At 45.8% G+C, this 20,870-nt stretch carries 22 protein-coding genes; 6 read left to right on the forward strand and 16 right to left on the reverse strand.

The features are described 5' to 3' along the window. Positions 1-45: 45 nt before the first annotated feature. On the forward strand, positions 46-861 hold the full coding sequence (locus tag HP570_RS13760) for a copper amine oxidase N-terminal domain-containing protein (RefSeq protein ID WP_173626060.1): 816 nt from the start codon (positions 46-48) through the stop codon (positions 859-861). Between the two features lie 16 nt (positions 862-877). Beyond that, complete coding sequence (locus HP570_RS13765) at positions 878-1,249, forward strand: copper amine oxidase N-terminal domain-containing protein (RefSeq protein WP_309139195.1); 372 nt, start codon at positions 878-880, stop codon at positions 1,247-1,249. Positions 1,250-1,327: 78 nt separating this feature from the next. On the opposite strand, the gene HP570_RS13770 is transcribed toward HP570_RS13765, so the two are convergent. The 13 genes from HP570_RS13770 to HP570_RS13830 all read right to left on the reverse strand — a co-directional run bounded on the left by HP570_RS13770 (position 1,328) and on the right by HP570_RS13830 (position 14,619). Further along, entirely contained in the window at positions 1,328-1,897 is a 570-nt protein-coding gene (locus HP570_RS13770) for a manganese catalase family protein (protein ID WP_012685975.1), read from the reverse strand. A 21-nt stretch (positions 1,898-1,918) separates the two neighbouring features. Further along, entirely contained in the window at positions 1,919-2,191 is a 273-nt protein-coding gene (locus HP570_RS13775; RefSeq protein ID WP_142496255.1) for a spore coat protein CotJB, read from the reverse strand. Then, entirely contained in the window at positions 2,188-2,415 is a 228-nt protein-coding gene (locus HP570_RS13780) for a spore coat associated protein CotJA (RefSeq protein WP_012685974.1), read from the reverse strand. The genes HP570_RS13775 and HP570_RS13780 overlap by 4 nt, the downstream gene beginning before the upstream one ends. A 132-nt stretch (positions 2,416-2,547) precedes the next feature. After that, positions 2,548-3,420: a cupredoxin domain-containing protein gene (locus HP570_RS13785; protein WP_173626159.1), complete on the reverse strand. Its 873-nt coding sequence runs from the start codon at positions 3,418-3,420 to the stop codon at positions 2,548-2,550. 163 nt (positions 3,421-3,583) lie between these two features. Further along, positions 3,584-3,907: a metal-sensitive transcriptional regulator gene (locus tag HP570_RS13790; RefSeq protein ID WP_087343856.1), complete on the reverse strand. Its 324-nt coding sequence runs from the start codon at positions 3,905-3,907 to the stop codon at positions 3,584-3,586. A 36-nt stretch (positions 3,908-3,943) separates the two neighbouring features. Further along, positions 3,944-4,570 carry an NAD(P)/FAD-dependent oxidoreductase gene (locus tag HP570_RS13795; RefSeq protein ID WP_173626061.1) on the reverse strand — a complete coding sequence of 209 codons (627 nt, stop codon included), beginning with the start codon at positions 4,568-4,570 and terminating at the stop codon, positions 3,944-3,946. Positions 4,571-4,672: 102 nt separating this feature from the next. After that, complete coding sequence (copZ, locus tag HP570_RS13800; protein ID WP_007725825.1) at positions 4,673-4,876, reverse strand: copper chaperone CopZ; 204 nt, start codon at positions 4,874-4,876, stop codon at positions 4,673-4,675. Between the two features lie 141 nt (positions 4,877-5,017). Continuing rightward, a complete protein-coding gene (locus HP570_RS13805) occupies positions 5,018-7,468 on the reverse strand; it encodes a bifunctional diguanylate cyclase/phosphodiesterase (protein WP_173626062.1) in 2,451 nt (816 codons plus the stop codon). Positions 7,469-7,510: 42 nt separating this feature from the next. Further along, positions 7,511-9,958, reverse strand: coding sequence for a bifunctional diguanylate cyclase/phosphodiesterase (locus tag HP570_RS13810; RefSeq protein ID WP_173626063.1), 2,448 nt, complete (start codon positions 9,956-9,958; stop codon positions 7,511-7,513). Between the two features lie 24 nt (positions 9,959-9,982). Further along, positions 9,983-11,692, reverse strand: a complete 1,710-nt coding sequence (locus HP570_RS13815; protein ID WP_254495262.1) for a methyl-accepting chemotaxis protein — start codon at positions 11,690-11,692, stop codon at positions 9,983-9,985. Positions 11,693-11,913: 221 nt separating this feature from the next. Next, positions 11,914-12,624 (reverse strand): thermonuclease family protein, encoded by a 711-nt coding sequence (locus HP570_RS13820; protein WP_173626065.1) that lies wholly within the window; start codon positions 12,622-12,624, stop codon positions 11,914-11,916. A gap of 402 nt (positions 12,625-13,026) precedes the next feature. Continuing rightward, a complete protein-coding gene (locus HP570_RS13825; protein WP_173626066.1) occupies positions 13,027-14,064 on the reverse strand; it encodes a MerR family transcriptional regulator in 1,038 nt (345 codons plus the stop codon). Between the two features lie 114 nt (positions 14,065-14,178). After that, on the reverse strand, positions 14,179-14,619 hold the full coding sequence (locus tag HP570_RS13830; RefSeq protein ID WP_012685964.1) for a CBS domain-containing protein: 441 nt from the start codon (positions 14,617-14,619) through the stop codon (positions 14,179-14,181). A gap of 152 nt (positions 14,620-14,771) precedes the next feature. Between HP570_RS13830 and HP570_RS13835 the strand changes: the two genes are divergently transcribed. Both HP570_RS13835 and ftsW read left to right on the forward strand, forming a co-directional pair. Beyond that, entirely contained in the window at positions 14,772-15,116 is a 345-nt protein-coding gene (locus HP570_RS13835; protein WP_012685963.1) for a YugN family protein, read from the forward strand. Between the two features lie 66 nt (positions 15,117-15,182). After that, on the forward strand, positions 15,183-16,352 hold the full coding sequence (gene ftsW, locus HP570_RS13840; protein WP_173626067.1) for a putative lipid II flippase FtsW: 1,170 nt from the start codon (positions 15,183-15,185) through the stop codon (positions 16,350-16,352). A gap of 44 nt (positions 16,353-16,396) precedes the next feature. Here the strand turns inward: ftsW and HP570_RS13845 are convergent, their stop codons facing one another. Beyond that, the gene (locus tag HP570_RS13845) at positions 16,397-16,738 is read right to left on the reverse strand and encodes an Asp23/Gls24 family envelope stress response protein (protein WP_173626068.1); all 342 of its coding nucleotides are present in this window, start codon (positions 16,736-16,738) and stop codon (positions 16,397-16,399) included. Positions 16,739-16,813: 75 nt separating this feature from the next. Further along, the gene (locus HP570_RS13850) at positions 16,814-18,442 is read right to left on the reverse strand and encodes a thiamine pyrophosphate-binding protein (protein WP_173626069.1); all 1,629 of its coding nucleotides are present in this window, start codon (positions 18,440-18,442) and stop codon (positions 16,814-16,816) included. Between the two features lie 150 nt (positions 18,443-18,592). On the opposite strand from HP570_RS13850, the gene sleB reads away from it, so the two are divergent. After that, positions 18,593-19,360, forward strand: coding sequence for a spore cortex-lytic enzyme (gene sleB / locus HP570_RS13855; protein ID WP_173626070.1), 768 nt, complete (start codon positions 18,593-18,595; stop codon positions 19,358-19,360). Positions 19,361-19,421: 61 nt separating this feature from the next. Here sleB and HP570_RS13860 read toward each other — a convergent pair whose 3' ends face one another. After that, positions 19,422-19,682, reverse strand: coding sequence for a hypothetical protein (locus HP570_RS13860; protein WP_012685958.1), 261 nt, complete (start codon positions 19,680-19,682; stop codon positions 19,422-19,424). 103 nt (positions 19,683-19,785) lie between these two features. On the opposite strand from HP570_RS13860, the gene cax reads away from it, so the two are divergent. After that, positions 19,786-20,829 carry a calcium/proton exchanger gene (cax, locus tag HP570_RS13865; protein WP_041749828.1) on the forward strand — a complete coding sequence of 348 codons (1,044 nt, stop codon included), beginning with the start codon at positions 19,786-19,788 and terminating at the stop codon, positions 20,827-20,829. The last annotated feature ends 41 nt before the right edge of the window (positions 20,830-20,870 follow it).

Consider the following 20,870-nt stretch of genomic DNA (forward strand, 5'->3'; position numbering starts at 1 on the left):
GAAGGCTTTTCTATCATGATATTTTCAATCTTGGGGTGATTTGAAATGGGGAAAATGGTTAGACTTTTAGCGTGCTTTCTTGCAATCTTTTTTATTTTCTTTGCTTCAGTTCCAGAGTCTGAAGGGGCAGAACTCAAGGCAAATGTCATTGTAGATTCAATGATTTATGGAAGATCAGAGGACAACAACACGTTTTTTATTTATGCCCTATTACTTAATCTAGGTGAAGCAACCGCTACAAATTTTAGCTACGCAGGTCTCTCATTTGCGGGCAAAAACGGAATGGACCACTTCTACCCCGAAACTAGCCACACTGTTATCAATTCATCGTTGAAGCTAGAGCCGGGACATTTTGTAGAAGCAAAATTTGAACTGCCCTTAGATTTTATTGATTCTAGGTTTAAAGACATAAATGACATCAGAAAAATTAGTATTTTGATTCTCCGCGATAACTCTGCTCCTTATAAAGACGACTCAGCAGTGAATGTGACCGTAAATAATAAAAAGCTTGTGCAACAAACCTTTGTTGAAAATGATGTCACTTATGTTTCCCTTCGCGAGTTAGCCGACGTTCTTGGTGCTACGATCCAGTGGAATGATCCTACCCAAACGGCAACGCTCATCCTGAGAGACACCTTCATGGAATACGATAGACAAATAGTCATACCTGTTGGCAGTGATCGCTTTATTGATCAAGGTCGCGAATCTACTGTGTCGGGAAAAGCGAAGCTGTACAATAACACTACCCTGGTTGTACCTTTACGAGATATTGTAGAAATGCTGGATTACTATGTTGTTTTTGAACAAAAAGGGGGTCAGAAAACCATCGTCGTCATTCCGAATGATCTTCTTTATAGATGAGTAGACAGCCCTGAGTGTGACAGTTAATAATAAAAAGCTTAATGATCTAATCTTGGTTGAAAATGATGTCACATATGTGCCTCTTCGCGACTTAGCGGATGCTTTTGGTGCTACTCTTCAATGGGACGATTCAACTCAGTCCGCAACAATCACAAAAGAGACATACCCGGGAAGCGCAATTTGGATTACGATTCCAGCAGGAAGTAATCGATTCATAATGAATAATTACCCAGTTACTGCATCGGCAAAAGCAAAGCTGCACAATAATACGATTCTTGTGGTCCCGTTACGAGAAGTTGCAGAAATGTTAGAGTGCGAGGTTATTTTTGTTCATAAATGGGGGCAGAAATCCATTATAGTGATCCCATACGATTTTAGCGAAGATTAACAACTTCAATAACCTTCGCCAGCTATGCGATAGACTAAATTAGAAAAAAGAGAGCCCACCAGCTCTCTTTTTTCACCCTCAAAATATCTTCTTCGCATTCTGCTCTTCCTTCAAAATCTCTACAGCCTCGCGGAAACGCATAGAGTGAACGACTTCCCGCTCCCGCAAAAACTTCAAGCTGTCCTGCAAATCAACATCATCGGTCATGTCAATTAGCCATTGATACGTCGCGCGGGCTTTTTCTTCCGCTGCAATATCCTCGTAAAGGTCGGCTATGGGATCGCCCTTGGCAGCGATATAGGCCGCCGTCCACGGCACACCACTGGCATTGTTGTAAAAGAGCGCCCGATCATGGTTGGCGTAATGCTCACCCAGTCCCGCTTCCTTCAGCTCTTCCACAGTCGCGTCTTTGGTCAGCTTATAGACCATCGTGGCAATCATTTCGAGATGCGCAAACTCTTCGGTAGCGATATCCGTTAATAATCCGACCACTTTATTCGGGATCGTATACCGCTGATTCATATAGCGCAGAGCGGCTGCCAGCTCTCCATCCGCCCCTCCGTATTGTTCAATCAAATATTTTGCCATTCTCACATCGCACTTACTGACACGAACCGGATACTGCAGTTTTTTTTCATAGATCCACATCGGTTTCGTTATCCCTCTCTTCTAAACTTGCCAAGGCCATGGATCATCATTCCACTGCCACGGATAGCCTGAATAACTACGGCCAAGATTTTGCAGAGGCCCGTACAATTTCTCATATTCATTTGCCAAAACCCAGCGTTGCTCCGTTAAATCATTGAACTGCTGGAGCGCATTCTGATCGGTTGGATGCGTATCTAAATAAAGATTGAGCTCTACTAGTACAAAATCGATCGCTTGTAGCTGTTCAAGCAATGCGTAATATTGGTCGTCGCCGAATCTATTTTCAGCTGTCATGAGTGCCCCCTCCCCAAGTGACTCAGTCTGGGATCATAGGGGCTAAAAAGTGCCGGCCATAACGTACCTAATTTCAATGCTTCCATCGGGCTATATTGTGGTAAGTTCTCCGGCTGAAATGTCATGAACAGCTGAGGGGGGACCTGGTACGTCTTCACCCGAATTGGCGGACAAGGATCGAAGGGACCAACGTACGGAAAGTAGTCGCGTGTTTGCGAATGCAATGCCAATATCCTCCTCCAACTTGTAATGTCTGTTCCTTCATGACTACACTATGCAGCCCACCCAGTAGGCGTGATTGCTACCCCAAAAAGAAAAACGCTCGCATAAGAAAGGCATTTTCCTCCCCCTTTGCTTCAACCCGTCACTTGCAAACGCCCAATCATACCGCTTTCTTTGTGTCCCGGGATACTACAATAAAATTCGTAGGTTCCTTCCTCCAATGCCTTCCACACTGTTTCAACAGACTCTCCCGGTTTGGCGTGCAAATGTACAACGTCCTTAGCCATTCCTCCATGACGATGTTCGCTGCTTGATTCTGAAATCGTTACAATTTTCCCATACGAGACAACCTGAATATCGTGCTCTACATTGCCATCATTTTGAAAAACGACTTTGATCTCCGTATCTTTTTTAACGGTAAATTGGTTCGGTTTATAGGAAAAGTCGACGGCTGTGAGGTTGATTTCTGTCGTGCGATCACCAGCAAAAAGAGCCGAGGATGGAAACGGTAAGGATTGATACCAGAAAAAGACAGCGAGGAGCAATATAGCTGGAGTACTTGGATGATGAAAAAAGGAGGACCACTTCGTTTCTTTTTTATGAAAATCAATCAGCTTGGCTACGAGCAGTATACATACGGTGAAGAGCATGACGAAAACAAACAGGAGATGCTCTACCTTTTCACTGGGTACCATCTCTCCCAGCATGGCACCCATCATCCCGCCCATGACACCCGATAAGATTCCTTCTACCATACTCAGGATCGACAGAGGAACTCCTAGCAGAAAACCAGACAGTCCACCTGCCAGCATTCCCCACATGGTGGATACATAAAGGTCTCCCCTGTAAACATCGCCGAAGATCAACCCTCCGATCAAGCCAATCGTCATACTGACAGACATCGTACCCATCATGCCTTGCATATGATCGATACTCTGCTTTCGTCGCCAGATAAACCATGTGAAACAAACGTAAGCGAAACCGACGTAGATCAGGATCTGATACACCGCGCTCAAGATACCACCCCCGAGTATATTCCCCTCCTTGTAAAGTATGTCCTACGCCAACTAAATAGGACAAAACGAACGCGAAAACCCTCTGGATACTGTCGAGAGGGCTCACACTTTTTCTTATTTTCGCCATTATAAAAAAGCTTCATTTCTGAAGCTTTTATTTCATCAGCTTATTCATCGTGGTTAACAGCTCGTCAATGACTGTTTTGTCCCCTTCTTGGATGCGTTCTATCACACAGGATTTCATATGTCCTTCCAAAAGGATACGTCCTACTGAATTTAAGGCGGATTGTACCGCAGCTATTTGATTCAAGACATCATCACAATAAGCATCCTTCTCCACCATGCCTTTAATCCCGCGAATCTGTCCTTCAATCCGATTAAGACGCGCCTGCAAGTTTTGCTTGGTTTTTTCCGAGTGGTGACTGTTTCGATCAGACGTATGACAAGACTGTACAATGTTCAATTCTGCACTTGACAATGAGATTCCTCCTCAACTCTTTCTCGCAAACACCCGTCAGGAAGATAGCCCCAATTCTTTTCGGACATTTTCCAATCCATATCGGTCGACAAACTTGAAAAACTTCTCTCTCTTTTTCCCTTGCGTCTGATACAGTGAAATGATGCTTTGGACGATGGAAGATAATTGTTCTTCCTTCACCTGCTCGACCAGGAGCTCGGCTGTTCTGGCCTCCATTGTTTTCGATTGGCCTCCGACGTAGATTTCAAAGGTTTCTTTTCGCTTGACGATCCCGATATCTTTTACCAACGGCTCTCCACAGGCATTTGGGCAGCCCGTATAACCGACTCTCATCGTAAAAGGAACAGCCATCCCTGCTATCGTATCATTCAAATTTCTCGCTGCCTCAAGCCCTTCTATCTCTGCTCCTTTGCAAAAAGAACAGACAGACAAATTCTTCACAACAGAACCCGTTTCGTACACGCGTAAGCCTTTCTCACGCAGCGCTTTTTTGGCATCCTCAGCCTTCTCTTCATTCATCTCGATAATCAGCTGCTGAAAGATCGACAGTTCAATTTGTGCATCCTCGCCAACGATTTGACCGATCACTACCATTTCTGCCGGAGTAAGCACAGAACCGCCGACACGAATTTCTGGACTTACGGCAAACTGTACACGCTTCAAAAGGCATTCCTCCTAGAGTGATTGAATTCGTAATATTCTGTCAATCAACAGGTGTAAGAAAGGCTGCCATTCTACAATCACAGCCCTTCCCGCAACTTTTGCTTAAACGACATCGTATCCTTGATCTTCAATCGTCTCTTTCACATTGTCCAGCGAAACAACGGATTCATCAAAAGTCACGCTTACCTGATTGTCAGCAAGGCTTACCGTTGCTTTGCTAACCCCGTCTAGTTTTTGAAGAGCACCTTCTATGGAAATGACGCAGTGATTGCAGGACATTCCCTGTACGTTCAAAGTGACATTCATTTTACATCCTCCTTTGTTTTTGGGAAGCTTAATTTGATTTTATTTTACAATACCCCTGTAGGGTATGCAATACCCGATTTTACATTTCCTACTGTGTATCTGTAAAAAAACTCCCCATCGATACAAGACAGGGAGTTTTGCTTACGCTTCTTGGCTGAAATGCGTTCTTATCGGAACAAAAAACGATTGCTCCACCTCATTCGCAGATAATGGGCGACTGTAATAGTACCCTTGAATTTCCTTGCAATGATTTTCTGTCAAAATATCCAACTGATCCTTCGTTTCAATGCCTTCTGCAATTACATCCAATTTCAGATGCTTCGCCATCGAAATGATAGTGGCCACAATGGCTTTATCGTTTTCATTTCGAGACAGGTCTGTTATGAAGGAACGGTCAATCTTTAGCTTGTGGATCGGGAACTTTTTCAAATAGCTCAATGAGCTGTAACCGGTTCCAAAATCATCCAAGCTGATTCTCGTTCCGATTTTGTTTAACTCATGAAGGATGCTGATCGATACTGCCGGGTCCATCATCATGCTCTCCGTGATTTCCAATTCCAAAAAGTGCGGGGCAAGCTTGGTTTCCTCGAGAATATTTTTGATGTACTGGACCAGGTTCCGTTGGTGGAATTGATGGGAGGACAAATTGACAGAGACGGGTATCAACGGCCCCCCTTTATCATGCCACTGCTTCATTTGCCTGCACGCTTCCCGAAGCACCCATGTACCCATCTCATAAATCAATCCTGTCTCTTCAGCAATAGGGATAAACACTCCTGGTGAAAGCATCCCCTTGGTTGGATGATTCCACCTGACCAGCGCCTCCACTCCGATCATGCGATTACTTTCCGAATGAAATTGAGGTTGGTAGTACACCACCAGCTCTTTTCGTTCAATTGCTTTTCTGAGATCACGTTCTATTTCAATATTTTCCAGCAATTGGGCGTCAAAATCTGTCGTGTAGAACAGATGACCATTTTTCCCCTGTTTTTTTACCTCGTACATGGCTGTATCCGCTTTTTTGAGCAGTGCGACAGCATCCGTGCCGTGATCTGGGAATATCGCCGTTCCAATACTTGCGGATATGTAAAATTCACTGTCTTTTAGCGTGAATGGCTGTTTCAATGCTTCAATGATCTTATCGGCTAAACTCGCTGCTTCCCTGCCATCCGCTCCTGTTTCGCAGAGGATGGTAAATTCATCTCCACCCATCCGGGCAATTGTTGCGTGGTACCCTTTGGCACTCTTTGAAATTCTGTCGCTGACCCCCTGCAAAAAGATATCGCCGTAGGAGTGACCCAAGGAATCATTGATCATTTTGAAACGATCGATGTCGATAACCATGACGGCAAAGCTCGATGAATCTTGGCTGCTTTTTTCAATGGATTGATGGAGAACTTGATTAAACTTTCTTCGGTTCGGTAAGTCGGTCAGCTCATCGTGATAGGCCAAATACCTGATTTTTTCTTTCACGCGATTCTCTTCGGTAATATCCTTCACAATGATGTGATTCCCCACCACTTCTCCCTCAATCTCAACCGGGACATTGAGTACACTCAGCTCAACGCGATTTCCGTTCGGATGAAAGATGGTCGTCTCAAAATTATTTCGATTGGGAGCAAAAGACTGGGCGAAAGAATCTTTTGTGAGTTCCCTTTGCTCCTCAACAATATGCATGCGAATTTTCGATACATGCTGGTTGATGAATTCTTCCTCCCGCAGTCCGCCAATCTTCGTGACAGCTGGGTTCATTTTGATAATACATCCACCTGTATCTAAGGAAATAATGCCGTACTCATTATTTTTATAAAGGGAACGATACCAGCTTTCACTTTCTTGAATGACCGTATCCTTTTGCGAGAGTCGTTTGTTAATAAACAAGCCGAACAATGTAATGCCGATCAGTAAAAATGTGGCCAAGACGATGATATAGGCCAAGCTCTCCGGCTCAATCTGCGTCCCCACTTGTTTTATCCGCTGTTCCGTTCCGTAGAAATGCGCTGCAGCCATCCCGGTATAATGCATACCCGCGATTGCGGCCCCCATAATGAGTGAGCTGCCCAATTTATATAAATACGCGTATTTCGACTGATCACGGCGAAAGTAAAACAAGAGCCATAGTGCCGCTGCCGAAGCAGTCGCTGCGATCATAATGGATAAAATGACAATCCTTATATCGTATGTAATTTCGATCATCATCGCGGCCATTCCAACGTAGTGCATCCCAGATATTCCAGCAGCCATAAGAATTCCCGCGATACCTAGCTGTCTCGCATGTAAGTTGCGTTTCGTGATGGTAAACAAGGCTATGCTTGAGACGAAAATGGCAAGGATGACGGATAGAATGACATACTCGATGTCATACAGAACCTTTATGGGGAGGGTAAGTGCCAGCATTCCGACAAAATGCATGGACCATATTCCAAGCCCCATCGTTGTGGCACCAAACATCAACCAGAGTAGCTGATGCTTCCCTTTACTTTTACTCACTCTGGCTGCCAGGTTGAGAGCAGAAAAAGAAGCTGCAACCGCGATTAAATAAGATAGTATCACGAGGAAACTATCGTACGTCCCATGTATCTGGTGATCCAAGCTCCTTCACCGCTTTCCTTTTGTTAATCTCGATGGTCTCACTTAAACCATGCTGCCTGATTCACCATAACGATTTACCTGCAAGAAGGAATCGATTTCTTTCGTGGGCAGAGGTTTACTGTAAAAGTACCCTTGGACTTCATTACACAATTGTTCCTTTAGAAAATCAACGTGTTCATGTGTTTCTACACCCTCTGCAATAACAGCAATTTTCATGTTATGTGCCATATGGATGATCGTTTTAATAATCGCTTGATTCTGTGGATTCAAATTCCTTAGAAAGGATTGGTCGATTTTGAGCCGATCGATCGGGAATTGACTCAGATAGCTCAATGAACTGTAGCCCGTCCCGAAATCATCGATACTGATGCTAACCCCGAGAGCTTTCAAGCGATTCAAAATCCGAATCGTATAGTCTACGTTTAGCGCCATGCTTTCCGTGATTTCCAGCTCCAAGTATTGCGGAGCTAACCCTGTTTCTTCAAGGATCGAGGTAATCATCTCAATGAGATTGTTTTGCATAAATTGGCGTAAGGATATATTGACCGCAACAGCCAGCTGTGTAAAGCCTGCTTCCTGCCACGCTTTTGTCTGTTGGCAAGCCGTTCGCATTACCCATTCTCCAAGCGGTACAATTAAGCCTGTTTCTTCTGCGATCGGAATAAATTGAATAGGCGGGATGAGACCAAGGTCTGGATGGTCCCACCGAATCAGCGCCTCCATACCAATAATCTGGCCCGTCTGCAAATGAATCTTCGGTTGGTAGTGCAGCGTAAACTGTTTCTCATCTAAAGCTTTTCGCAGCTCTCTTTCAAGCTGTAGTTTTTTCGCTAAAACCTGATGCAGCTCCTCCGAGAAAAATTGATAATTATTTTTCCCTTGCTCTTTTGCCAAATACATGGCAGCGTCTGCATGCTTCAGTAGCGCTTCAATATCGTCTCCATCATCCGGATACATGCTGATGCCGATGCTTGGTGTGATAAAGATTTCGATATGGTCTAACGTAATCGATTCGGACATGCTCGTGATGATTCGTTGCGCAATTTCACCAGCCTCCTTGTGCGTGGCACCTGTGAGAAAAATGGCGAACTCATCTCCACCTAGTCGAGAAACAGAATCCTCTTTTCGCAAACAACAAATGAGACGATTTGCTACTGCTTGTAAAAGGACATCCCCAATGGAGTGACCAAGCGTGTCATTGATGTTTTTAAATCGATCCAAATCGATGAACATAACACCGATTTTCTCATCTTTTTGTTTTGCTTTGAGCATCGCCTCTGCTAATTTTTCATGAAATAGCGTACGATTAGGCAGGTTGGTTAAGGAATCGTAATGAGCCATGTAGCGAATTGTTTCTTCTGCCTTTTTTCGTTCAGTGATGTCAATCATGGAGCCTACCATTTCCATGATTTCTCCGTTTTCCTCAATAGGTGACAACGTAATGTAATAATCATTTCCGGATAGTTGAAGCTCGAAGGTGACAGACTCGCCAGCAAATGCTCTGCGAAAATTGCTTTCCATTTGCTCCGCTACCTCATAAGGAAAGATTTCATATGACGTTTTTCTCAACATCCTCTCAGACGTTAGCCCGAGCGCTTCGGCAATTTTCCCTTCACACAAGGTATACGTGATGTTCCCTCTCTGATCTGTCACGATCTTGAACACACAGTTTTGCAAGTTTTGGACCGTCCTGCGAAAATCGTTCTGCAAGGCTTCTGCCAAAGCTGCCTCTGCTTCAATCCGGTCGGTAATGTCCGTACGGATTGAAACATATTGATACGGAACCCCCCGGTCGTCTAGAAATGGCACGATGGTCGTATTCATCCAGTATTCAGTGCCATCTTTGGCGCGATTCTTCACTTCGCCCTTCCAGACACGTCCTTGCTTGATCGTTTCCCACATCAATTTAAAAAACGACTTGGAATGATAGCGAGAGTTAATGACCCGATGTGTATTTCCAACTAATTCATCCACTTCGTATCTGGAGATTTCACAAAACTTGTCATTTACATAGGTAATGACGCCTTTGTCGTCTGTAATCGCTACAATCGAAGATTCATCCAGTGCATTTTTGATATCGTGCAAGTCCTTCATCGTTTTTGCAAGAGACTCTTCCATCAGCTTTCGTTTTGTGATGTCCGTCCCGATTGCTACATACTGATAAAGGAATCCACTATCGTTCATGAACGGAACTAATGTCATGCTAAGCCAATATTCCGTCCCGTCCTTTGCCCGGTTTTTCATCTCACCTTTCCATACTTTTCCTCGGCTGATGGTATCCCATAGCGATTTAAAATAGTTTCGTGGGTGGAAACCGGAATCGACAATGTTATGGCTCTTTCCGATTAATTCCTCTCTATTAAACTTGGATAGTTGACAAAAGTTGTGATTGACGTAGGTGATAATTCCCTTTTCATCTGTTATCGAAATAACAGATGACTCTTCCAATGCAGATAATGCATACTTTACATCTCTGATATGATTAAACACATGGCACCCCCGCCTGTTTTCGCATTACAATTGAAACTTCCGGATGGAATGCTGCAGCTCTTCTGCCATTTCGGCGAGTGTGCTAGAAGCGGTTGTAATCTGTTCCATAGAAGCTGTTTGTTCTTGTACTGAAGCAACTACGCTTTGCGTGTTTTCCGCTGCCATTCTTGAAACATGCGCAATTCCCTCTATGAATTCTACAACGGAAACCGTTCCGTCATTGGCTTTATTGATTTGTCCTGACATTTCTTGTGTTCTTTTCGAGACTTCGTCTACTACCCCCAAAATTTTATGGAAGGCAACCCCAGCTTGTTTGATCATGATGACTCCTTCTTGAACAGCTACGTCCCCTTGACTCATGACGTGGATCGCCGTTTCCGTATCTCTTTGAATATCCCCAATGATGGAAGCGATCTGCGAAGCGGCTTGCGCGGATTGCTCTGCTAATTTGCGAACTTCATCTGCGACGACCGCAAAGCCTCTTCCCTGTTCTCCCGCTCTCGCCGCTTCAATCGCTGCGTTCAACGCTAATAAATTCGTTTGACTCGCGATTTCCGTAATAATCGAAACGATTGAGCCAACTTCTTTTGATTTTTCGCCGAGCATATTGACCACTTCGGTAGAAGAGCTCACTCTTTCATTAATCTCATTCATTTGTTCGATTGATTTGGCTACCACTTCATTACCTTCCGTTGCTGTTTTGTTCGCTTCAACGGATGAGCTGATCGCATGCTCCATGCTCGTTGATACTTGCTGCATAACCTGCGAGATGCTCACAGCAAGCTGCGTGGCATTCTCTGCATCATTTACTTGCTGCTCAGCACCTGCTGCAATACCTTGGATCGATTGGGATACGTGCTCTGCTGTCTGATGTGTTAGTTCGGAGCTGGCTATCAATTCCTCGGAGGATGCGGCCACTTGTTGTGAATGGAAGGAGACTCGTTCTAATAAATCTTGCAAATTGTGCTTCATTTGGGTAAAATGGCGGGCGAGTTCGCCGATTTCGTCACGATTCTTGATCGAAATATCTGCTTGTGCCAAGTTCCCTGCGGCAATTTGTTCTGCGGCCTGCGTGATCAGTAAAACGGGATGAGAAATGGCACGTCCAATCATGAAGGCGATACCGACTCCTGTGAGAAGGGCCAGCGCGCTAAGCAAGACAACCAGGAGCTTCGTAGATTGAATACCGCTTTCCAGCTCCACTATATCTTGTTCCAATAGCTTCTGTTCGAGAGCAACAAATTCCTGGGCTTTTTGAATAAACAATTCGCCGACTGGCGTACATTCATCCCTGACCAAGCGCGTGTACTCTTCTACCTTGTTTTGTTGTTTTAACGCGACAACCCGATCAATAATTTCCTCGTGTTGGGTATGTAGCTCGTTCATCTCTGTAACGAGCTTTTGCCCTTCAGATGTCATGCCCAAACGGAATAATTCTGCTGTGAGCTCTTTATAACGGTCATTGGCTTTTGAGTACCCTGTCAGGTAGCTGCCATCGCCTACAATGACATATCCTCGTGCATATTTTTGTCGTTCACTGACACTGGCAATAATGTCCTTGGACAACATCTCCTTGTGGATTCTGTCTTCAATTATCCTCCCATAACGGGAATCGATGGAAGAAATCTGAGAAAAACCAATCCCTGCTACTGCCACTAAAAGTAATAACACGGCCAAAAATCCTAAAAAAAGCTTTCTCCTTACCGTCAACTTCATAATAGTTGTTTCCTCCATCGCAATTCTACGAATGATTTCTTCTTTCTGTGAAAATGCAAGTAATTTTATAATCCCTTTCTCTTATATAACGGCATTTTATATAGGACTTTTGACCTTTTTTATCATATAACATCGTTCTGTAACATTTCTAAAATTCTTTTCGACAAGGAAAAAGCCCCGACTGCCAAAGCAGACGAGGCTTGCGTTTCCATTAATGCGGCTCATGTTCCTTACATGTCTTATCGTTTTGGCGCTCGAAAACCTGCTTGCTGCGCTTCTTCCTCCGTTGCAAACCACGTTTCCGCATTTGTTTGCTCGTAGCTAGCGGAGCCAGGAACGTGATAGATTTTCTCGCCCTTGCTATTGATATTGCCCTTGATCGTCTTGCCTTCTGGTGGTGCAGTATCTGCTACGGTATTATTATTGGACTGTTTTTTTGGCTTGGCTTTTTCCTTAGGAGCCTCTGCCTGCTTCCCTTCTAAAGCCCACAATCCGCGATTCTGCTCCCGCGCCTCCCGCTCTGCTGCCAAGAACAGCTCGGCTTGGGCTACATTAGGTGGGATTGTCATGATTCGGGCGTAGCCGTCACGAACGAGCTTTTCATTGACAAAGGTGCCGTCTTCCAAATATACGTAAGCAAGCAAACGCTTGTATTTGTCATAGGGCTCGACATCGAACTTCAGCTTAACCTTTTTGCCCGTTAAAAGCTCTTTGGAGTAATTGCTCGCTTCTTTCCCATACGGTTCGACTGGATGGTTGGGTTTCACTGTCTCCGGGGTATCTACGCCAATCATACGGACTTTTTCTCCGCTATCCAGCTCGAATGTATCGCCATCAACCACTCGTTTGATCAAAGCATCCATCTCTCCGTTAGCTTCTGGTTGGCCGGACGCTCCACATGCCGTTAGCAAAAGAGTAAGTACGAGCAGATACATAGCAAATCGTCTCATAAACTTCCTTCTCCTCTTCTATGTTGCATTGTTTTCCAGCGTAGTGGATTTGCCCGCGCAGGTCAATAGGAGAGAAAAAAACGCTTCGCCACGGGAACTGCCACCGCGCGAGCATGTTTTGGATAGAGAAGTACATTTTGGGTAACGAAAAAAACGACCTTCGCCCAAGGTCGTTTTGTCTATACGTCCAGATTTTAATCACGATCGGCACTAAACAAGAACAACAGGACGACCACGACAATAATAATCCATATAAATTCCTCGTTTTCGCGATCAAAAAAACCGTCGAACAGACCCATGGTGGAGTCCTCCTTTCCTTCTCGTTACAGCCTATGCAAAAGGCTAGACACATGTCAGTAGTTGGAAGAGCCCAAAAGTGAAATTCGTGTTCGAAAGAATGTATTACGAACAAGTAGACAAGATCAAATGCGTATAGGTACCTAGCTGTCTTACTTCATTCGTAAAACCAAGATGAACAAGCTCCTGTAGCAATCGGGAGCGATCTGCATAACAGCGGTCCTGAATATCTGCTATCACTCTCGTATGTCCTGCTTCCTCTAGGGCTTCAAGATGAGCTTGTCTATGCATCTGATCCTCAAACATCAAATCGGCAATGACCAACCGTCCCCCTGGTTTTAATACGCGGCGACATTCCGCCAAGGCAAGCTGCTTTTGATCATCCGTCAAATGGTGCAAGGCGTAACTCGTAGCCACAAAGTCAAACCGATTTTCTAAAAACGGAAAGGCGAAAAAGGTTCCCAGCTTCGTCTCGACCTCCGCGTGTTTTGCTCTGCATTGCTTCAGCATTTGCGGAGATTGGTCGAACCCGCTCATCTTGGCTCCTTTTTTCACGAGACGCCCAGCGAGGTTTCCAGTTCCCGTTCCAGCATCCAAGCCGCACTCTCCTGGTTTGACTTTAACGGCTGCTACCACCTCATCCAGTACATTCTCGTACGATTCATGACCATTCCCGCCATGTACCCATTCGTCGTAGCGGTCCGCCCATTCATTAAAATTCCATCGATCCACCCAGTTATCCCGCGTCTGCTTCAATCGCTTGTTCGCCTCTGCCAATGTAAACAGCTCTGCTGGATCAATCGATTCCTTACCCTTTACCCGCTCAATCATTGCTTCTGTCGTTTGGATGACCTTGCTCATTTCTACCCACCTTGTATACATAAACGAACGCTGCAGCTCTAAATAATGGAGAAGAGTGCCTTCCTGATCCTTCATTTGAATCAGAAGCTCCCGTATGTCTTCTACCGCCATCCCGACCTCGCGCAGGGTAATGATGGTTTGCAGCCTCCAGACATCTTCCTCCGTGAACTGGCGATACCCGGACGCATCTGCTTTTGATGGCTTGATTAGCCCTTTTTCTTCATAATATCGAATCGCACGCGGAGTTATTTGCAAGCGATGGGCCATGTCTTTGATTTGCATGGAACTCTCTCCCTGTTTCATTCTTTCCTTATCATAAACCTTGACGCAGCGTGAATGTACAGACAGAAAGAAAAAAAGCTGCCGGATTCCTCCCGACAGCTGATTTCTATCTTATTAATGTGGCGCCGGCTCAGAAATTTGTTGGAGAGCGTCACTCGCTTCATCGTGATGGACTTGACGAACAGCCATATCTGCCAACGCCACAATTCCAACCAGCTTGCCATGCTCGACAACAGGCAGGCGACGAATTTGATGCTGAGCCATAACCCTTGCCGCTTCATCAACCGTCATTCCCGGCTGACCGAGAATAATGTCTCGGGTCATGACCACCTCGGTGGCAGTCGATCCTTCATGCTTTTCAGCCAAACCGCGAATCACAATATCGCGGTCTGTAATGACACCGATCACATCTTCTTTTTCATCCACAACCGGAATGACCCCTACATTCCAATCGCGCATTTTGCAAGCCACTTCATACACATTATCCTTAAGCGTCACAGTAGCGACATCTTTTGTCATAATTTCACGAAGGGTACGATTTTCCAGCTTTGCCATTTCATTCTCCTCCTTTTGCTAATCAACGATTGTAGTTTGTCCGCTCATCTATCGTTTCATTCGCAAGAAAGAGTATGATATATTGCGCTTCTTCCAAAAACAGACTATGATTAAATGAGTGAATATCTCACCCATTTTTAGGAGGAAAAAGAATGGTCATTAAGGACACGGGTATTGGCACGAAAGAAGTCTTTTTCGCCGATCTGGAGCATTATATGAGCGAACTCGGCTTTGATCGCGGCGCTTGGGATTACAAGCATGCTACATACGATTATAAAATCCAAGATAAAGGCAACGTCTTCTACCTGCGCATCGAAGCGAACGTGACACAAGGCAAGCTTGAGGATACGCACGCAGTACTGAAGCTCGAAGATCCTTACATGGGCAAACACCTTTTCCCACACGGGCTGGATTACGATTACCCAATGCCAGACTCCGTTGTAAAAACAGCGAAGTTGAAGCTGCAAATGCTGGGTGAAAAGCTGTCCTCACATTAAAAATTGAAATGCATGGTGTGCAGAGAGGAATCCCCTCTCTGTTTCACGTAGAGGGGGGTATTTTTTATGAAGACGAGGGGCGTACCTGACTTCTTGCTCCTGTTTTTGACCGCCCTACTTGTTGGGTTTGGGATAACCATGGTGCTCAGCTCCAGCTCCATTTTCGCGTTGACGAGCTTTACAAGCGGCGGCTGTGATTACTGTGGCGGAGATGAGCTTTATTTCGTGAAGCGTCAATCCGTTTTCTTGCTGCTCGGTGTCGTTGGGATGCTGGTGGCCATGAACATTCCCTTCTCCTTTTATAAGAGAAACTTCTTATTGATTGCGCTCGTCAGCTTCTTTTCTTTGCTCCTCGTTCTTGTTCCGGGTATTGGTAAGGAAGTGAACGGAGCTCGATCATGGTTTGAAATCGGTTCTGCAACCATACAGCCTGCGGAGTTTGCCAAGCTTGGTCTTATTCTGTACTTGGCAGCGATCATCTCCAAAAAAGGGAACGGGATAGAAAAGCTGAAATCTGGATTGATGCCCCCACTGATGGTAACGGGGATGTTTTTTATGATGATTGTCGTCCAGCCTGACCTCGGTTCTGCTGCCATCCTGCTCGGGTGCGCTTTGATTGTCATGATCTGCGGTGGGGCCAAAATCCGTCAACTGGTCGGTCTCGGTGCACCAGCTGTGACTGTTGCACTATTGGTATACATCACAGCAAAGCCCCATGCCTTGAATCGGATTTCTTCCTACCTCGATCCATGGAGTGATATGAGTGGCACTGGCTACAACATTATTCAATCCTGGATTGCGATTGCACATGGCGGCCTGACTGGGACAGGCTTTGGAAAAAGCATTCAAAAGTATTTGTATTTGCCCGAGAGGCATACCGATTTTATTTTCTCGATCATGACAGAAGAGCTTGGCTTTATCGGTGCCTCTGTGTTCCTTTTGATTTTCTTGCTTTTCCTACTGCGTGGCATCCATATTTGTCTGCGCGTAAAAGATACCTTTGCCAGTCTCGCAGGAATCGGTGTGGTCAGCATGTTCGCCATTCAGGCGATCTTAAACATTGGCGGAGTAACGGGTTTGATTCCATTGACAGGTGTACCATTGCCGTTTATCAGTTATGGTGGTTCCTCCTTACTCGTATGTCTGCTCGCCACAGGCTTTTTGCTCAGTATATCGCGGGAAGTCAGTCGCCAGAAGGTAGAAGAGCAATTACAAAAACAGCCATACGCCATGTAAAAAACAAATAAGGGATACCGGATGAGTCCAGTATCCCTTTTTTCTTACTCATTTCGAAGGAGTTCGATTGTTTCCACCCGTACATTCACGGCTTCCACATAAAGACCTGTCAATGTTTCCACCGCTTCTTTTACTTTTTCCTGTAGGACATGACAGACGTGATGAATCTGCGCCCCATAACGGACGGACACACGCATGTCAATGGCGACTCTGTCTTCTATTACGGATACGGTAATGCCTTTTGCGCCGCCATTCAGCTTTTTCGCCAAATCTTGATAAATTCCGCTTGAACGGACGGTGACTTCCAACACTTCTTCTACAGCAACGCCAGCAATGATTGCGATCACCTGATCTGCTACTCGGATTTCGCCAAGTCTGTCAGCCATCAGGACGCCCTCCTCTTCGCCCGTTTCTTTCTTCCCCCACTAGTTTCATTTGCCTTTTCTTTCATTATAAACAAATCATGCTTGGGCTTGGAAGGAAATTTGTTTTTTTCTCTCCGTCAGTGTCGGAGATGTGCAACAAATGTCAACGAGTGTCAACTGATCTGCAGCAAGTGCCTCCCGCAATACAGTCTCCAGAGCTTGTACCTCTTTAACTACCTTGCCACTGATCCCGCAAGCTTTCGCCAATTGTTGAAAATCTGGATTATGCAATTTCACTCCAAAAGGGATCAAGCCCGCCTGACTCATTTTGACCTCTTCCAATCCTAATGTCCCATTGTTCACCACGAGAATTACAATCGGAAGCTGAAGCTGGGCCGCTGTCATCAATTCCGCCAGATTCATTTGCAATCCCCCATCCCCGGCAATGCAGACGACCTGCTTCTCAGGATGGGTTAGCTTTGCAGCCACAGCGGCAGGCAACCCGAATCCCATTGTTCGCCACTTTCCAGAAAAGAGTGGGGTCTGTTTTTTCCCACGGAACGCACGATTAAACCAGATCGTGTGCTCACCCGTATCCAGGACGATAATCGCATCTTCATTTACCACTCCCCCAAGCGTATGCATCAAGGTTTGTGGCTTTACTTGTTCACTCGCTTGTTGAATAACTGCTTGCTCTGTCTCCTCGCCAAACTCGCCATGCCAACGCTTAATTTGTTCCCGCCACGCATCGTCCTGTCTGCGCGATTGCAAACGTCTCATCCAGATCGGCAGGACATCGTCCAATTCAGCCGTGACAGACTGAAGGTAGGGGTGTGCATGTATCGATCCAGGCTGATGATCTACTTGAATGACGGACAGTTTCTTTGGCAAAAAAGCGCGAGGGAACCAGCTGGCTCCCAAAATTAGCAACAAATCAGCTTCCGCTAAAGCATGTAAAGCTGTTTCGCTGCCCCCCTCTCCCCATCCGCCGATCACAAGTGGATGGGTTTCATCTATCGTTCCTTTTGCTCCGAGCGACAGCAACACGCCTGCCCCTAGCTGTTCCGCTAGCCCCACACACAAATCCGCCGACTTGCGGGCACCGATTCCAAGAAGAATGAGAGGCTTTTGCGCCTTTGCAACCTGCTCGGAAGCGAGCTCAATCTCCATCCGATCCGGATAAATGGCATGTGGAATGCGTGGAAGTGCTGCAAGGACAGCTTCTGAAGTCGTTTGGGTAAAGACGTCCTTGCAAATGGCGAGATGTGTCACTCCTTTTTGCTGCATAGCCGTGACAAATGCTTTGTGCAGAACACTTTGGATTGCATCTGGATGCGTAATCGTCGTCGAATAAAAACTGATGGGACGTATCATGTCTTCTTGAGAGATAAACTGCTTGTACGCTCCACCCAGCTTGTATGACTCCACTTGACCTGTAATCGCAATGACGGGTACACGATCCGTATGCGCGTCTGCAAGTCCATTCAGCAGATTGACGAAACCCGGCCCCATCGTCGCGGTACAAACAGCTGGATTCCCTGTCAGCTTTGCTTCCGCACTTGCCATCATGGCCGCAGCAGATTCATGCTTGCAAGCAACGTATTGGATGTCGGATTGCTTCGCGATCTGATCCAGCCAGGCAAAGATTCCGTCACCTGCCACCCCATATATTCGTTTCACTCCCCAACGAATCAATTGTTCCGTCAAATATTGCGCGACCTGCATCAAAATCTTCCCCTTCCAGGACAAAGTTCAAATACATGTACTCGTAGTCTACGCATTCTCCAATATTTTACTAAATCCAAAATGACGGAAGTTGGAGAACCTAACAATAATCAACTGATATTCAAATCCATACCCGAAGGAGGGTAAGAAATGAAACAGCCTGTCAAATGGCTGCTAGCTGTAGTAGTATTCGCACTTCTGGTTACAACGGCGGTTATGGTATCTCCCTTACGATCAGATGCATTCAGTGAACAGATCGTTAAAGTAGGAGAAGAAGGCTCAGACGTGCGTGAGATGCAGTATCGCTTGAAGCATCTTGGATTTTATACGGGAAAAGTAGACGGCGTATTCGGGTGGCGTTCTTATTGGGCGCTGCGTAACTTTCAGTATGAGTTTGGCTTACCCATAGACGGCGTCCTTGGCGCGCAGACGAAAGTAAAGCTGTACAACGCAACGAAAAATTATAAGCCCACTGCTTCTGATCTCGGGGTGCCACAAACCGCAACCCCTGCGCCATCGACGCCTTCTGCGCCTTCTAAACCTACGTATCACGTAGCCGGAATATCAGAGAACGACCTGCGTCTGATGGCGAATGCCGTGTACGGAGAATCGCGTGGAGAGCCATACATTGGCCAAGTCGCAGTGGCGGCTGTTATTCTAAACCGGACGAAAAACGCGTCCTTTCCCAATACACCAGCGGGCGTTATCTTCGAACCTCGGGCCTTTACAGCTGTGGCGGATGGTCAGATTTGGCTAACACCGAACGAGCAGGCAAAAAAAGCAGTGAATGACGCGCTCAAAGGTTGGGACCCAACAGACGGAGCTATTTATTATTTCAACCCGGATACAGCTACATCCGGTTGGATTTGGAGCCGCCCTCAAATCAAAAAGATCGGCAGACACATTTTTTGCCGCTAGCATTCCATAAAAAACAGGCACGACAGTCGTAAACTGCGTGCCTGTTTTCCTTTTCGAGTTTTCATTTCGAACGTTGTGTTTGCATATGCTGGGCCATTTTGACGAATCGCTCTTCCGGTTCTGTGGTCCCGCAAACTCCACATTGTATCATGTAGTGCTCACCTTTGTACGGCTGGTGAAACATATCAAGCTCTTCTTGATGGAGTTCTGCTACGACTTCGCCTGACTGTGGGTCCAGTCTTATATAGCGAGGGGTCTGCTCAATGACAGTGAACCTCATCCGATTCGATTTACATGTCGGGCACAACAAAGGCTGGGTCATAAAAAAACACCTCACTTTTCTAGTTCATGGTTAGTTTTGTCCAGAACAGGAACTCTATACCTATGAGGTTCTAGGGATGAGTAAAAATCGTAGAGGTGATGAAATGAACTTGAAACTCTTTTTCTCATTAGTAGGCGGGAGCATGGCATTAGCTGTCTACGCCCACTATTTTTCTGGAAATGAAATGCTCCAATTCGTCACAGCTTCACTGGCCATCATTTTTTTGGCGGCTTGGCTCGGAAAATCGACAGAGAGCGTCGCCCATTATGCTGGAGACCGAATCGGGGGCTTTCTTAACGCTACCTTCGGAAATGCAGCAGAACTTATTATTGCTTTTTTTCTGGTGAAAGAAGGCTTGTTCGATATGGTCAAAGCCTCTATTACAGGTGCGATCATCGGAAATATGCTGTTGGTTCTCGGCTTGAGTACGTTACTGGGTGGTCTCAAGTACAAGGAACAAACCTTCAATAGCAGGCTGGCAAGTCACAATGCTTCGTTGATGACTCTCGCAATCGTCGCCTTGTTCATTCCGGCTGTCTTCATGTTCGATCTTCCCGTGATCAAGGTGGAGATCATCAGCATCGTCATCGCCAGCCTGCTCATCATTGCCTACATTTTGTGGCTCATCTTTTCCATGATTACACACAGTGATTTTTTATCGGATATTGAACCGCAAGAAAGTGATGCGGTATGGCCAAAAGGTGTCTCTCTCTTGATGCTTGCTGTCTCTACCTTTTTCGTTGCGGTTGTCTCGGAATGGCTGGTAGAGGGTGTACAGCATGTCTCCGAATCGTTAGGATGGTCGGAGTTATTCGTCGGTGCTTTTGTCATTGCGATCATCGGGAATGCAGCAGAGCACAGTGCTGCCATGCTGTTGGCACTAAAAGGACGCATCGGTGCAGCAGTCGAAATCGCGATCGGCTCCAGCTTGCAGATCGCCTTGTTTGTAGCCCCGACTCTGGTCATCATGAGTCTCTTGCTAGGCAATCCGATGGACATCGTGTTCTCTACCTTTGAATTGGCTGCGATCGGAGTTGCTACCTTTATCACGATTTCCATCACACGGGATGGCGCCACGAACTGGTTTGAAGGCGTCCTTCTATTGACCGTGTATATTATTTTGGGTACGGTCTTTTTTTTCGCGTAGGGCACTGGAACAAAACAAAGGCTCCGCCATCTTAAAGTGGC

Source organism: Brevibacillus sp. RS1.1, from assembly GCF_013284365.1.
Taxonomy (GTDB): Bacteria; Bacillota; Bacilli; order Brevibacillales; family Brevibacillaceae; genus Brevibacillus; species Brevibacillus brevis_D.

Excerpts from the sequence above, each read along its gene's own strand:
- cax (WP_041749828.1), top strand. The coding sequence starts at position 19,786 with ATGAACTTGAAACTCTTTTTCTCATTAGTAGGCGGGAGCATGGCATTA.
- HP570_RS13820 (WP_173626065.1), bottom strand. The coding sequence starts at position 12,624 with ATGAGACGATTTGCTATGTATCTGCTCGTACTTACTCTTTTGCTAACG.
- HP570_RS13860 (WP_012685958.1), bottom strand. The coding sequence starts at position 19,682 with ATGACCCAGCCTTTGTTGTGCCCGACATGTAAATCGAATCGGATGAGG.
- HP570_RS13835 (WP_012685963.1), top strand. The coding sequence starts at position 14,772 with ATGGTCATTAAGGACACGGGTATTGGCACGAAAGAAGTCTTTTTCGCC.
- sleB (WP_173626070.1), top strand. The coding sequence starts at position 18,593 with ATGAAACAGCCTGTCAAATGGCTGCTAGCTGTAGTAGTATTCGCACTT.
- HP570_RS13775 (WP_142496255.1), bottom strand. The coding sequence starts at position 2,191 with ATGACAGCTGAAAATAGATTCGGCGACGACCAATATTACGCATTGCTT.
- HP570_RS13845 (WP_173626068.1), bottom strand. The coding sequence starts at position 16,738 with ATGGCTGACAGACTTGGCGAAATCCGAGTAGCAGATCAGGTGATCGCA.
- HP570_RS13815 (WP_254495262.1), bottom strand. The coding sequence starts at position 11,692 with ATGGAGGAAACAACTATTATGAAGTTGACGGTAAGGAGAAAGCTTTTT.
- ftsW (WP_173626067.1), top strand. The coding sequence starts at position 15,183 with ATGAAGACGAGGGGCGTACCTGACTTCTTGCTCCTGTTTTTGACCGCC.
- HP570_RS13850 (WP_173626069.1), bottom strand. The coding sequence starts at position 18,442 with ATGCAGGTCGCGCAATATTTGACGGAACAATTGATTCGTTGGGGAGTG.
- HP570_RS13770 (WP_012685975.1), bottom strand. The coding sequence starts at position 1,897 with ATGTGGATCTATGAAAAAAAACTGCAGTATCCGGTTCGTGTCAGTAAG.
- HP570_RS13825 (WP_173626066.1), bottom strand. The coding sequence starts at position 14,064 with ATGCAAATCAAAGACATGGCCCATCGCTTGCAAATAACTCCGCGTGCG.
- HP570_RS13830 (WP_012685964.1), bottom strand. The coding sequence starts at position 14,619 with ATGGCAAAGCTGGAAAATCGTACCCTTCGTGAAATTATGACAAAAGAT.
- HP570_RS13760 (WP_173626060.1), top strand. The coding sequence starts at position 46 with ATGGGGAAAATGGTTAGACTTTTAGCGTGCTTTCTTGCAATCTTTTTT.
- copZ (WP_007725825.1), bottom strand. The coding sequence starts at position 4,876 with ATGAATGTCACTTTGAACGTACAGGGAATGTCCTGCAATCACTGCGTC.